A 12,484-nucleotide genomic window follows, 5' to 3' on the forward strand; every position below is an offset into this window, starting at 1 on the left:
AACAGAGACAGACACCATGGTAACCCTCGACAGTATCGCATTAGCGATCGTCAGTGGCATCGCGAACGGGATGTTGCTGTTCCTGGCAGCGGTCGGTCTGACGCTCATCTTCGGCGTCCTCGACGTGTTGAACTTCGCGCACGGGTCGCTGTACATGCTGGGTGCGTACTTCACGTACTTCCTGGTCAGCGACGGCGGACTGCTCGCCAGTCTCCCCGGGAGCTTCTGGCTGGCACTCGTGGTTGCGCCATTGCTGGTGGCGCTCGTCGGCGTCGTGATGGAGCGGTTCATCATCCGACCGGTGTACGATCAGGACCACGAGTTCCAGCTCCTGCTGACCTTCGGGCTCGTCCTCGTCATCGACAACGGCGCGCGTATTCTCTGGGGCACCGACTTCCGGTCGGTGAGTCCCCCGGGACTGATCGACTTCCAGATCAACCTGCTCGGGAGTGGGTACCCGTTCTACAACGTCTTCCTGATCATCGTCGGTGCGCTCGCCGCGCTGACGATGTGGCTCGTGTTCGAGCGGACGCGCGTCGGCAAGATCGTCCGCGCGTCTTCCCAGGATCGGGGCATGGCCAACGCCCTGGGCGTGAACGTCCCGCTCGTGTTCACCGGAACCTTCCTGCTCGGGAGTTTGCTGGCGGGCCTGGGCGGCGCACTGGCAGCACCGTACCAGTCGATCCAACCGACGATGGGTGAGAGCATCATCATCGAGTCGTTCATCATCGTCGTCATCGGCGGTCTCGGCTCCTTCGGCGGCGCGTTCGCCGGTGCGCTGCTCATCGGCGTCGTCAACTCGCTGGCGTTCCTGTACCTGCCGTCGCTCCAGCCGGTGATCCCGTTCCTGCTGGTCGCGGTGGTCCTGTTGACCAGACCAGCGGGACTGTTCGGGAAGGAGGTGGCCGCATGACCGCGGTCGACCGACTTCGCGACTCGAGAACTGCTGTCCTCTCGCTGGGGGCCGTTCTCGCCATGCTCGTGCTCCCGTTCACCGGAATCCTCTCGACGTTCCACCTCGGGCTGGTCATCTCGGCGATGGTCCTGGCGCTGTTCGCGATGAGTTTCAACCTGCTGTTTGGCTACACCGGCATGCTGTCGTTCGGGCACGCCGCGTACTTCGGGACCGGCGCGTACACGCTCGCGCTGGCGCTCGACGGACAGCTCGGGTTTCTGCCGTCGGCCTTCGAGTCGTTCTTCCCGGCGCTCTTGCTCGCGGTCGTCGTCGCGGCGCTCGTGGCCCTGGTCCTGGGATATCTCTGTGTCCAGCGTGGGGACATCTACTTCGCTATCCTCACGCTCGCACTCAGCATGATGCTGTACGAGACGATCTACACCTGGAACGACTTTACCGGTGGCTCGGACGGAATCACCGTCCTCGCCGAACCGATCGAGCTCGGCGGGCTGACGCTGAACCTGATCGACACTGGGACGTTCTACTACCTGACACTCGCGATACTGGTCGTCTCGATCGTGTTCATCTGGCGGCTCATCAACTCGCCGTACGGCGAGTTACTCCTCTCGATTCGGGAGAACCCCGAACGAGCCACCATGATCGGCGTCCCGGTCAAACGCTACCAGCTGTCGGCGTTCGTCATCGCCGGCACCTTCGCCGGGCTCGCCGGGACGCTCTTCGCCGTCCGGACGTTCATCGTGACGCCACACACGCTCCACTGGTCGATGAGCGCCGAACCCGTCATGATGACGCTGCTGGGCGGGCCGAGCGCCTTCGTCGGCCCGATTATCGGCGCAGTGATGTTCGTCGGTCTCGAACAGTTTCTCTCGAACATCACCGAGTACTGGCAGTTCGGGCTGGGCCTCTTGATCGTCCCCATCGTCCTCTTTTTCCCCGATGGTCTCGTCGGGATTCTGCGGGGCGACAGCGGCGGTATCGTGGACGTTCGCGACTACCTGAGCGGTCTGGTCGGCGACGAACCGACTGGCAAGGAGGACACGCATGAGTGACCCCCTGCTGGAACTCGACGGTCTGACGAAACGCTTCGGGGAATTGACCGCGGTCGACGACGTGACCCGGTCGATACACGAGGACGATCTGACGGCGCTCATCGGCCCGAACGGGGCCGGGAAGACCACCATCTACAACCTCATGACCGGTGTGCTATCGCCGACCAGCGGGTCGGTCCGGTTCATGGGTGAGGACGTGACCGACCTCGAACCCCACGAGCGGGTCCACCGCGGCCTGGGCCGTTCCTACCAAGTGACGAACGTCTTCGAGGGGCTGAGCGTCCGCCGGAACATTCGCGCGCCGATCATCGCCCGATCCAAACAGCGCTGGAACCTGCTGGGTTCGACGACCGAGGAGATCGAGTCCGAGACCGACCGCGTGCTCGATCTCGTCGGCCTGGGCGATATCGAGGACACGGAGTGTTCGGCGCTGTCATACGGCGATAAACGCCGCGTCGAGATCGGCGTCTCGCTAGCGACCGATCCGAACCTCGTCTTGCTGGACGAACCCACGGCCGGCATGAATCCCACCGAGACCGAGCGAATGGTCGACCTCGTCCAGAACCTCGACGCCGAGACCGAGCAGTCGTTCTTTATGACCGAACACGACATCGAGATCATCTTCTCGATCGCCTCACGCATCCTCGTACTCGACCGCGGCGCGGTCATCGCCGACGGCACGCCCGAGGAGATCCGACAGAACGAGCGCGTCCAGAGCGCCTACCTCGGAGGTGAAGCATGAGCATTCTCACCGTCGACGACATCCACACGTACTACGGGCAAAGCCACGTGCTCCACGGCGTCTCCCTGGACATCGAATCGGGCGAGAGCGTCGCCCTGCTCGGGCGTAACGGGGCCGGGAAGACGACGACGCTCCGGAGCATCCTCGGGATGACACCCCCGCGCGAGGGTGAAATCACGTTCAAAGGCGAACCCATCGACGGACTGGAACCCTATCAGATCGCTCGCCGCGGCATCGGGATCGTGCCCGAAGAACGGCGCGTGTTCCCCGAACTTACCGTCGGCGACAACATCGATGTGGTGATGGACGACGACGGCGAGTGGAGCAAGGATCGTGTCTACGACGTGTTCCCGGCGCTCCGGGAGCACCAGGATCAGCTCGGCGGCCAGCTCAGCGGCGGCCAACAGCAGATGCTCACCATCGCACGTGCGCTGGTGACCGACCCAGACCTGCTCCTGCTCGACGAGCCGAGCGAAGGCCTGGCCCCGAACATCGTCGCGGACCTGAAGTCGTTGCTCTCGGACGTGCTCGACACCGGGATCACCGTCCTCCTGACCGAGCAAAACACCGAGTTCGCGTTCGACCTGGCCGAACGTGCCTACATCCTCAGCAAGGGTGACGTGGCCTGGCGCGGCGACATCGAAACCCTCCAGGAGAGCGACGACGTGATCGGGAAGTACCTCTCGGTCGGTGCCGTCGAAGTCGACTAGGCGGCGTTACTCGCCGCCCGCCTGGATGCCGTGCTGTAACGGTTCGGGGACCAGTTCACTTTTCAGTACCTTTCCGCCCGGGTTCTTTGGTAGCTCGTCGAGTATTCGGATCACTTCGGGAATCTTGTAGTCCGCGAGGCGCTCGCGTGCGTGATCGCGGAGTTCGTCCTCCGTGAGCCGCTCGCCGGGCTTTGGAACGGCCGCGGCGAGGACGCGCTCGCCGAGTATCGCGTCGGGGAACCCGGTAACGGACACTTCGAGGACTTTGCGGTGGCTGGTCAGCGCCTCCTCGACGTCGAGCACGTAGACGTTCTCGCCGCCACGGACGATCTTGTCCCGGCTCCGCCCCTTGAGCGACACGAACCCGTCCTCGTCGATGGTCGCCAGGTCGCCCGTGTAGTGCCAGCCGTCCGCGAACGCCTCGGCGGTCGCCGCCGGTCTGTTCCGGTACTCGTCGACGACGATGGGACCTCTGATCGCCAGTTCCCCGACCTCGCCCGGGCCGAGCGGGTCGCGGTCGTCGTCGACCACGGCGAGTTCGATCGGGGGTGCCGGGAGCCCGATCGTCTCGGCGTAGTCGTCGGTGTACGCGTCCGGGCACATCGTCACCAGCCCCGCGGTCGTCTCCGTCGTCCCGTACGCGTCGCTGAGCGCGGCCTCCGGGAACACCTCGCGGAGTCGGCGCACGTTCTCCTCGGGCATCGGTGCGCCGCCGTAGGCAGCGGTTTCCAGCGACGAGAGGTCGTACTGCTCGGGGTCGCCCTGCTCCATCGCCAGGACGTACGTCGTCGGCACCGTCAGCGTGAACTCGGTCCCGTGTGTCTCGACGGCCGAGAGGAACTCGTTTGGCCCGGTGCCGTCGTAGACGACGGTCGTCCCGGCGTTGGCGAGGGCGTGCAATAGGTTCGAGACGAGTCCCGCACCGTGGAACAGCGGCACGTTCACCAGCACCCGAAGTCCCTCGTCGGTGTCGAAGGATCGCCGGTAGTTGATCGCGCCGTTGACGAGGTTGAACGCCGAGACGACACAGCCCTTCGGCTGGCCGGTCGTCCCGGAAGTGTAGAGGATGGTAGCGGGGTCGTGTTCCCCGCGGTCGGCGGCCGGCGGGGTCACATCGGACTCGAAAAGCCCCTCGTACGAGCGACCCTCGCTCCCGTCGCCGACCACGTAGTACGATTCCGGATCGAGGTCGTAGTCCGCGTCCGCGACGACCGCGGTCAGGTCCGGTTCGGTGATCAGCACGCTCGGATCGGCGTCCTCGAGCAACGGCGACAGCTCCCGACCGGAGACGCGCGTGTTGATCGGCGCGGCGACGGCACCGAGGCGAATACAGGCGAAGTACGTCTCGACGAAGGCGGGGCGGTTCGTGAGCAGCATGCTCACGATGTCACCCGGTGCCACGCCGGCAGCGGCCAGCCCCGCGGCCAGTCTGTCGACCCGGTCGGCTATCTCTGCGTAGGTGTCCGTTCGGTCGTACTCGGGGTAGACGAACGCGTCGGTGTCGGGCGCGCGGTCGACCGCCGCGTCGAACAGCGCCGTCACGCTCTCCGGTCGGTCGGGGTAGGCGAGACAGCCGTCGTGGTCGGTCCGTTCGAGGTCGAAGGCGTCCGGGTCGTGGTGGACGATTCCGTCGGTTCGGGTGATCGTGTCGGTGTCGTAGCCCTGTTTCATCGGTGGCAGTGGTGTGTCGTGTCCATGGCGCTCAGTTCGGTTCGGGCGGCAGCGCGTCGAGCGTCGCCGCGAACATCTCGTCGGTCGCGCCCTGGGGGAACGAGATGAGTGCCGTGTCGACGACGCCGTCGAGCAACTCGGTGACGCGTTCCCGGGCGTGTTCGGGCGTGCCGGCGATACCCAGGGCATCCTGGAGGTCGGCCGTGACCGCTTCGGCCGCGGCGGCTTTGTCGCCGTCCTCCCAGGCCGCCTGGATCGCTTCGGCCTCCTCGGGGTAGCCGTGGTCAGCGACGACGCCGTTGTAGAAGTCCGTCGACCCCACGTAGTAGGCGACGTGTCGCGAGAGGACTTCCCGGGCCTCTTCGGGATCGTCGCTGACCGCCGTCGGGATCGACGGCGAGACGTGGAGGTCACGGTCCCGATTGGCCCGTTCGCGCGCCTCCTCGATGGCGTCCTCGACGGCCGGCAGCGGCATCAGGTGCGGGAGCAGGCCGTCGGCGAAGTCGATGGACATCGCGATGTTGGTCGTCCCGAGGGCCGCGTTCAGAACCGGGACCGACTGACCGTCGGCGTGGTTGAGCGCGAACCCACCGAGTTCGAAGATTTCGCCGTCGTAGTCGATCCGGTCGCCGGACAGCGCGAGGTCGAGGATCTCGATCGTCTCACGGATGCGTCGCAGTGGTCGCTCGAACGACTGGCCGTGGTAGCCCTCGACGACCTGCGGCGTACTCGACCCGAGGCCGAGCAGGAACCGGCCATCGGTGGCCTCGTTGATCGTGAGCGCGTTCGCCGCGAGGGCGGCCGGACTGCGTGCGAAGGCGTTGGCGATGCAGGTGCCCAGCGCGCAGTCCGTTCGCTCGGCGATCCGGGCCAGCAGAGAGAAGGGGTTGTACCCCCACCCTTCGCCGACCCACACGGAGTCGAACCCGCTCGCGGCGGCGTCTTCGGCGTAGTCGACCAACCAGTCTCCCGACCGGTCGGCGTACTCCGGCAGTACGATACCTGTGCGCGGATAGTCGAACGTCGTGTCTGAACTCATGAATTGGTCTCCTTGACCGCCTTGCGGAGGTCCTGTCTCGATATCTTCCCGCTGTTGGTCTGTGGCAGCGACGACCGGATCTCGTACCGGCGCGGTCGCTTGAAGTCCTCGATGCTGGCCGACGCCTTGAAGTACTCGTCGAGGTCCTCGCCCGAGAGGTCGTCGGTCCCCGGGACGACGAAGGCGGTGACGACCTGGCCCCACTCGGAGTCGGGTGCGCCGATCACGGCCGCGGTGCGAACGTCCGGGTGGTCGTGGAGGACGTTTTCGACCTCGGCGGGGTAGATGTTCTCGCCGCCGCTGATGATCATGTTGTCCTTCCGGTCGACGAAGTAGAGGAAGCCGTCCTCGTCGCGGCGGCCGAGGTCGCCGGTCCGGTACCAGCCGTCGACGATGGCCTCGTCGGTCTTCTCGGGGGCTTTCCAGTAGCCGGTCATGCAGGTCGGCGTCTCGACGAGTATCTCGCCCTCTTGGCCGCGTTCGACCGTGTTTCCGGGCATCGGGTCGTCGGGGTCGACGAGGCGGACCCGCGCTTTCGGGACCGCGTGTCCGATGCTGCCGAGGTGGTCGTCGTGGTCCTCCGGATAGAGGAACGCGCCGAAGATGATCTCGGTGGTGCCGTAGGCGTTGACGAAGTCCACGTCGGGGAACTGCTCGCGACAGCGCCTGACCACTTCCTCGGGCATCGCCGAGCCCGAGTACTGGATCATCCGCACGTCCTCGGTGTCCCGTTCCGCGATGGTGCCCTCGTCGAGTACCTCGTTGAAGTGTGTCGGGACGCCCCACAGGGCGGTCACGCCCTCGTTCTCGATGTAGTCGAGCGTCACCGTCGGGTCGAAGTCCCGCTGGATCAGGTTCGTCGCACCGACCTGTAGTGCCGGCATGAAGTTCGCCAGCAGTGGGCCGACGTGGTACAGCGGCCCCAGCGCGACGCTCGTGTCGCCCGGCCGGAGGCGGTTGTACGGGACCGACATCAGATTCGCCTCGACCACGTTGCGGTGGCTGTGCGTGACCCCTTTCGGATCGCCCGTCGTACCGGAGGTGTACAACAGCAGCGCGCGGTCGTCCTCGGCGACGCTGATCCCCGGCGGCCGATCGGAGCCGTCGGTGACGGACTCGTAGGGGATTTCGTCGGGGAGGTCGACGTCACCCACGCCGATTCGGCTGTCCGGGAGCGACTCGGCGTCCAGTTCCCGGACGGTCTCGATACAGGCCTCGTCGACGGCGATGCCGTCTGCCTCGGAGTGTTCGAGGACGTAGGAGAGCCGGCCCGGCGGCGCGCGGTAGCTGACCGGCGTGACGACGAGCCCGATCTCGAGGCCACCGAAGAGCAACACCAGTAGTTCGACGGAGTCTTTCACCATCACCGAGACGTGGTCGCCGGGCTCGAACCCGGCGTCTAACAGCCCGTTGGCCGTCCGTGTGACGCGCTCGTCCCACTCTCGGAACCGCAGTGTTTCGTCGGCTGCCGGGTCGACGAGCCCGACCTGCTCGGGCCGACTTGCAGCAGCCTGTGAGAGGAGGTCCCTCACAGTCGGGTGTGACATACGAATCGACTTCTATCTCTCACCTAATAGTCCTTGTCGCTGCGGTATGGGCAGGTATTATGGTACTCGCACCGCTGGTACGGACGAGGCTCGACAGCCAACCATGATGACACACTTCAAGCTCGAAGATCGGCACAGAGCGCAACGCGACGCGGTCCGGGAATTCTGCGAGTCGGAAGTCGCCCCCCACGTCGAGGAGTACGAGCGCAGCGGCGAATTCCCCCGCGAAATCGTCGAAGCCGTCGGCGAAGCCGGCTTCCACGGCGTCCCCTACCCCGAGGAGTACGGCGGTGCCGGCAGGGACTACCGCTCCTTCGCGATCACGGTCGAAGAACTGGCCCGGTGCTGGAAACTACTCGCCGGCACCGTCTCGGGCGCGAGCTGTCTCGTCGGCTACCCCATCGCCGAGTTCGGCGACGAGTGGCAGAAAGACGAGTGGCTCCGCGGGCTGGCGACGGGAGCGATCGTCGGCGCGCTGTCGATGACCGAACCCGAGGCCGGCAGCGACGCCGCGGCGATGGAGACGACCGCCGAGCGGGACGGCGACGAGTACGTCATCGACGGCCACAAGGTGTGGACCACGAACGGAGCCGTCGCGGACCTCGTCGTCGTGGCCGCCCGGACCGGCGATACCGGGACTCACGACGACATCAGCCTCATCGGAATCCCGAACCCCACCGAGCGTGACGGGTTCGAGGTCGTCCGGGACATCCCCTGCATGGAGGGCGAGGCCGCCGTCGAGAGCGAGATCGAGTACGACGGGCTCAGAGTGCCGGCGGACAACCTGATCGGCGAGGAGGGCAAGGGCTTTCGGTACATCATGGAAGGGCTAGACATCGGCCGGATCGGCACGGCCGCACAGGGCGTCGGCGTCGCGCAGGCCGCCTTCGAGGCGAGCCGTGACTTCGCCGACGAGCGCGAGCAGTTCGGCGAGCCCATCCGGGAGAACCAGGGCGTCTCGTTCAAGGTCGCCGACATGGCGATGGAAGTCGAGTCGGCCCGCATGCTGACGCTCCACGCCGCCAACGAGCGCGACCGCGGCGAGCGAGTCACCAAGGAGGCCGCCATGGCGAAGACCAAGGCGACCGACGTGGCGATGGACGCCGGTGTCGAGGCCGTCCAGATCCACGGCTCCCGCGGGTACTCGAAAGACTACCCCGTCGAGCGCTACATGCGTGTCGCCAAAGGGATGCAGATCTACGAGGGAACCAACGAGGTCAACCGCATCGTCATCAGCAACTCCCTGTACGAGTAACCCGGCCGCGAACCAGGCAGTCGACCGTCGATCGACCGCCGACCCACGCAACTCCCTCGTTTTCACCGATGGTTCGGACCCGAGCCACCCCGCCATCCAGTTTCTCCCCGAAATTCGGCCGAGAAACCCGCAAAGAGTTTTTCGCAAATCAAAGTTCGGCCCCCAGCCACGGCTGGAAATAACGAACTCAGAGTGTTATTTCCAGAGTCGAGCGTTTTGCTCTGGCAACTTTTGCGCAAAATATAACAAAAAACCATGATGGTTTTCTTGATCCGACGGACCGGCCGTGGGCCGAAGGGGGTGTGACGAACCGGTCGGAAATGCAGGGGAGAAAGCGTGTGGGAACGGATGGGCCGGCTACTGTCCGGTGAACTCGGGGTCGCGGTCTTCGAGGAACGCACGGACGCCCTCGGTCTGATCGTCGGTGTCGAAGAGGGCGCTGATGAGTTCGACCTCGGTCCGCCGTCCCTCGTCGAGTCCCTGACGACTCGACGCCAGCACGGCTTCCTTGGCGTACTGGAGCGCGATGGGGCTTTTCTCGGCCATCTGTCCCGCCAGGTCCTCGGCTTTCTCGTAGAGGTCGTCGTCGGGGACGACGTGGTCGACGAGGCCGATCTCGTCGGCTTCCTCGGCACCGATGACGCGGCCGGTGAGGACGAGATCCATCGTCATTCCCTCGCCGACGAGTCGGCGGAGGCGCTGCGTGCCGCCCCCGCCGGGAATGATGCCGAGGTTGATCTCGGGCTGGCCGAACTTCGCGCTCTCGGCGGACACCCGCACGTCGCAAGCCATCGCCATCTCACAGCCGCCGCCGAGGGCGAACCCGTTGATCGCGGCGATCACGGGCAGCGGGAACCGCTCGACGTCCTCGTAGATGGCGGGGATCGACAGGACCTCGCGTTGCTCGTGGACCGAGCGACCCTCGAAGTCGTCGATGTTGGCCCCGGAGACGAAGGACTTGTCGCCGGCACCAGTGAGGATGATCGCGCGTGCGTCCGTGTTCTCCTTGACGTGGCCGAGCCCGGCCCGGAGGTCGTCTTTGACCTGCTGGGTCAGCGAGTTGCGCTTCTCCCGGCGGTCGATGGTGACGGTCGCGACCCGGTCTTCGACGTCGACGGCGACGGTTTCGAGGTCGGCGGGGTCGGCGGGTGGGTAGGTCGTCATTGCTCGTCCTCCCAGTTGTAGAAGCCCTGCCCGGTCTTCACGCCGAGGTCACCCGCTCGCACCATCTGCTTGACGATAGTCGGCGGCTTGAACACGTCGCGACCGAGTTCCTCGGCCAGCGACTCGCCGATCTCCACCCGCACGTCCCAGCCGTTGTAATCGCCCAGTTTCAGCGGTCCCATGGGGAAGTTGTACCCCTTCTCCATGCCCGTGTCGATGTCCTCGGGCGAGGCGACGCCCTGCTCGACCATCCGTGCAGCTTCCATCCCCAGGATGACGCCGAGACGAGACGTGGCGAAGCCCGGGAAGTCGTCGACGAGGATGCTCGTCCGGCCGAGTCCCTCGGCCAGTTCCTCGGCGCGGTCGACGGTTTCGTCGTTCGTGTGGTGGCCCGTGATCAGTTCCAGCAGTTCCATCTTCACCGGCGGATTGAAGAAGTGCGTCCCGATGACCCGTTCCGGCGAGTCGGCCGCGCTGGCGATCTCCGTCACCGGTAACGACGACGTGTTCGAGCCAAGCACCGTGTTCGGGCCCGCGTGTTCGTCCAGTTCTTCGAACACGTTTTTCTTCAGGTCCATGTCTTCGGGCACCGCCTCGATGATGAACGTCGGCTCGTCGGTCACCACGCCGATATCCGTCGTCCCGGAGACGCGTGCGAACGTCGCCCCGGCGTCGTCGATGATCTCGCGGTCTTCGGCCTCCGCCAGGTTCTCCTTGATCCGGTCCAGGCCCTCGTCCACGAGTTCCTGCTCGACGTCCCGGATGATTACGTCGTAGCCGCTCTGCGCGGCTAACTGTGCGATACCGCTCCCCATCGTTCCGGCGCCGATGACACCGATGGCTTGCTCTGCCATACAACTGAGTCCCGCTGGACCGACAATAGACTTTTCGACGGCGGTATCCGGGCTGCCGCCGGGGAAATCTATTTGACCGGTGGCTACAATTCCTAGCTTGGCATGAGTACGCACACAGTGGACAAGCCACAGCAGCGTGGACCGTCCGCGGAGGACATCGAGAGTCTCCCCCCGAGCGCGAAACTGGTACTGCAATCGCTGCACCGGACAGACGGGCAGACGACCAGCGAGCTCGCGGCGGAGGCCGACCTCGCCGAGCGGACGATCCGATACGCGCTGACCCAACTCGACGAGATGGGCATCATCGAGTCCCGGTATCTGCTCTCGGACCCACAGACTCGCAAGTACATCCTGACGCCCGACGACCAGCAGATCGCCGACCTCCTCGACCGATAGTGCCCCGGAACACGCAGGGGGTCCGCGGACCCGTAGCCGAGCCGCCGTCCAGACCGCGCTGGCCACCCCACCGAACTGTACCCGCGATCCGCCGGGGAGGACGCTGACGATGCCCGAGCGACCGCTCTCGGAGCTGAAAGCCCGCGTCGGTGACTCGCGACGGACCGTCGATGGCCTCCGCGTCGAGGCCGGCAAGGTCGCGGAGTTCGCGACCGCGCTCCGGGACGAGAACCCCATCCATCACGACGAGGCCGCCGCGGCCGACCGCGGATTCGACGCGCTCCCCGCGCCGCTGACCTTCACCCGGACGGCGTACTTCCCGCGGTACCGGCCCGACGGCGTCGACGAGATGCTGGGCTTCGATCTCGGCTTCCGACAGGCCTACACCGTCCACGGCGAGCAGGCCTACGAGTACGAGCGCCCGCTGGTCGTCGGCGATGTCCTCACCGGGGAGACGACGCTGGTCGACGTGTTCCAGCGCGACGGCCGCCGCGGCGGGACCATGACCTTCGCGGTCAGGGAGACGGCGTTTCGCGACCGGGACGACGACCTCGTCGTCACAGCCCGGTCGACGGCCATCGAGACCGGCGGGGTCATCGACGACGGGGACGACGCCAGCGACGAACCCGACCGCAGTGACGACGCCGGCGGCGACGACCCACCCGCGGCGAACGGCGCTGGGTTCGAGGCGACCACCGAGCGACCGCCGCGCCCCACGGCGACGGCAGCGACGGTCTCGGTCGGTGACACTGCCCCGCCGCTCGTCGTCGAGGGCCTCGAACGGAAGGACTTCGTGAAGTACGCGGGTGCGAGCGGGGACTTCACGCCGATCCACTACGACGAACCGTACGTCAGGGAAGCGGGCCATGACGCGGTCTTCGCACAGGGGATGCTCACCGCCGGATACGCGGCGCGGGCCGTCGCGGACTGGTTCGGTCTCGCGACCGTCACCCGGTTCCGGACTCGGTTTCAGTCACAGTTGTTCCCGGGCGAGAGCGTCGTGGTCACCGGCGAGGTCGACGACGTGACCCGGACCGGACCGGGTGCGACCGTCGTCGCGTCGTTCGAGGCGACCACCCGAACTGGCGACGTACTCCTCACCGGTGAGGCCGAGGCTGACCTGCCGGCCGAGTGAATCAGG

The 12,484-nt window shown here is 66.1% G+C and carries 12 protein-coding genes; 7 read left to right on the forward strand and 5 right to left on the reverse strand.

All coding sequences use genetic code 11. The features are described 5' to 3' along the window. The first annotated feature begins 16 nt into the window (after nt 1-16). The 4 genes from MU521_RS10145 to MU521_RS10160 are packed head-to-tail and all read left to right on the forward strand — an operon-like array spanning nt 17 to nt 3,417. Complete coding sequence (locus tag MU521_RS10145; protein WP_092692619.1) at nt 17-913, forward strand: branched-chain amino acid ABC transporter permease; 897 nt, start codon at nt 17-19, stop codon at nt 911-913. After that, nucleotides 910-1,965 (forward strand): branched-chain amino acid ABC transporter permease, encoded by a 1,056-nt coding sequence (locus MU521_RS10150; protein WP_092692616.1) that lies wholly within the window; start codon nt 910-912, stop codon nt 1,963-1,965. Before MU521_RS10145 ends, MU521_RS10150 begins: the two co-directional genes overlap by 4 nt. Continuing rightward, nucleotides 1,958-2,707 carry an ABC transporter ATP-binding protein gene (locus tag MU521_RS10155; RefSeq protein WP_092692610.1) on the forward strand — a complete coding sequence of 250 codons (750 nt, stop codon included), beginning with the start codon at nt 1,958-1,960 and terminating at the stop codon, nt 2,705-2,707. The genes MU521_RS10150 and MU521_RS10155 overlap by 8 nt, the downstream gene beginning before the upstream one ends. Next, the gene (locus MU521_RS10160) at nt 2,704-3,417 is read left to right on the forward strand and encodes an ABC transporter ATP-binding protein (RefSeq protein ID WP_092692604.1); all 714 of its coding nucleotides are present in this window, start codon (nt 2,704-2,706) and stop codon (nt 3,415-3,417) included. Before MU521_RS10155 ends, MU521_RS10160 begins: the two co-directional genes overlap by 4 nt. A gap of 6 nt (nt 3,418-3,423) precedes the next feature. On the opposite strand, the gene MU521_RS10165 is transcribed toward MU521_RS10160, so the two are convergent. Genes MU521_RS10165 through MU521_RS10175 form a run of 3 tightly spaced genes read right to left on the reverse strand, consistent with a single transcriptional unit; the run spans nt 3,424 to nt 7,674 of the window. Next, nucleotides 3,424-5,088: a class I adenylate-forming enzyme family protein gene (locus MU521_RS10165; protein ID WP_175452867.1), complete on the reverse strand. Its 1,665-nt coding sequence runs from the start codon at nt 5,086-5,088 to the stop codon at nt 3,424-3,426. A 31-nt stretch (nt 5,089-5,119) separates the two neighbouring features. Next, nucleotides 5,120-6,127: an LLM class flavin-dependent oxidoreductase gene (locus tag MU521_RS10170; protein WP_092692598.1), complete on the reverse strand. Its 1,008-nt coding sequence runs from the start codon at nt 6,125-6,127 to the stop codon at nt 5,120-5,122. Then, complete coding sequence (locus MU521_RS10175; RefSeq protein ID WP_092692595.1) at nt 6,124-7,674, reverse strand: class I adenylate-forming enzyme family protein; 1,551 nt, start codon at nt 7,672-7,674, stop codon at nt 6,124-6,126. Before MU521_RS10175 ends, MU521_RS10170 begins: the two co-directional genes overlap by 4 nt. 106 nt (nt 7,675-7,780) lie before the next feature. Here MU521_RS10175 and MU521_RS10180 point away from each other — a divergent pair, with 106 nt between their 5' ends. Next, the gene (locus MU521_RS10180) at nt 7,781-8,929 is read left to right on the forward strand and encodes an acyl-CoA dehydrogenase family protein (RefSeq protein WP_217630151.1); all 1,149 of its coding nucleotides are present in this window, start codon (nt 7,781-7,783) and stop codon (nt 8,927-8,929) included. A gap of 357 nt (nt 8,930-9,286) precedes the next feature. On the opposite strand, the gene MU521_RS10185 is transcribed toward MU521_RS10180, so the two are convergent. Together MU521_RS10185 and MU521_RS10190 are read right to left on the reverse strand one after the other, a co-directional pair. Continuing rightward, entirely contained in the window at nt 9,287-10,093 is an 807-nt protein-coding gene (locus MU521_RS10185; protein WP_092692589.1) for an enoyl-CoA hydratase/isomerase family protein, read from the reverse strand. Next, nucleotides 10,090-10,947 carry a 3-hydroxyacyl-CoA dehydrogenase family protein gene (locus tag MU521_RS10190; protein ID WP_092692587.1) on the reverse strand — a complete coding sequence of 286 codons (858 nt, stop codon included), beginning with the start codon at nt 10,945-10,947 and terminating at the stop codon, nt 10,090-10,092. Before MU521_RS10190 ends, MU521_RS10185 begins: the two co-directional genes overlap by 4 nt. 102 nt (nt 10,948-11,049) lie before the next feature. Here MU521_RS10190 and MU521_RS10195 point away from each other — a divergent pair, with 102 nt between their 5' ends. Both MU521_RS10195 and MU521_RS10200 read left to right on the forward strand, forming a co-directional pair. Continuing rightward, the gene (locus tag MU521_RS10195) at nt 11,050-11,343 is read left to right on the forward strand and encodes a winged helix-turn-helix domain-containing protein (RefSeq protein ID WP_092692584.1); all 294 of its coding nucleotides are present in this window, start codon (nt 11,050-11,052) and stop codon (nt 11,341-11,343) included. A 109-nt stretch (nt 11,344-11,452) separates the two neighbouring features. After that, nucleotides 11,453-12,478 (forward strand): FAS1-like dehydratase domain-containing protein, encoded by a 1,026-nt coding sequence (locus tag MU521_RS10200; RefSeq protein ID WP_092692582.1) that lies wholly within the window; start codon nt 11,453-11,455, stop codon nt 12,476-12,478. The last annotated feature ends 6 nt before the right edge of the window (nt 12,479-12,484 follow it).

This window comes from Halorientalis regularis (genome assembly GCF_023698535.1).
Classification (GTDB): Archaea; Halobacteriota; Halobacteria; order Halobacteriales; family Haloarculaceae; genus Halorientalis; species Halorientalis regularis.

Coding starts and splice junctions, on each gene's coding strand:
- MU521_RS10145 (WP_092692619.1), top strand. CDS start 17: ATGGTAACCCTCGACAGTATCGCATTAGCGATCGTCAGTGGCATCGCG.
- MU521_RS10150 (WP_092692616.1), top strand. CDS start 910: ATGACCGCGGTCGACCGACTTCGCGACTCGAGAACTGCTGTCCTCTCG.
- MU521_RS10155 (WP_092692610.1), top strand. CDS start 1,958: ATGAGTGACCCCCTGCTGGAACTCGACGGTCTGACGAAACGCTTCGGG.
- MU521_RS10160 (WP_092692604.1), top strand. CDS start 2,704: ATGAGCATTCTCACCGTCGACGACATCCACACGTACTACGGGCAAAGC.
- MU521_RS10165 (WP_175452867.1), bottom strand. CDS start 5,088: ATGAAACAGGGCTACGACACCGACACGATCACCCGAACCGACGGAATC.
- MU521_RS10170 (WP_092692598.1), bottom strand. CDS start 6,127: ATGAGTTCAGACACGACGTTCGACTATCCGCGCACAGGTATCGTACTG.
- MU521_RS10175 (WP_092692595.1), bottom strand. CDS start 7,674: ATGTCACACCCGACTGTGAGGGACCTCCTCTCACAGGCTGCTGCAAGT.
- MU521_RS10180 (WP_217630151.1), top strand. CDS start 7,781: ATGACACACTTCAAGCTCGAAGATCGGCACAGAGCGCAACGCGACGCG.
- MU521_RS10185 (WP_092692589.1), bottom strand. CDS start 10,093: ATGACGACCTACCCACCCGCCGACCCCGCCGACCTCGAAACCGTCGCC.
- MU521_RS10190 (WP_092692587.1), bottom strand. CDS start 10,947: ATGGCAGAGCAAGCCATCGGTGTCATCGGCGCCGGAACGATGGGGAGC.
- MU521_RS10195 (WP_092692584.1), top strand. CDS start 11,050: ATGAGTACGCACACAGTGGACAAGCCACAGCAGCGTGGACCGTCCGCG.
- MU521_RS10200 (WP_092692582.1), top strand. CDS start 11,453: ATGCCCGAGCGACCGCTCTCGGAGCTGAAAGCCCGCGTCGGTGACTCG.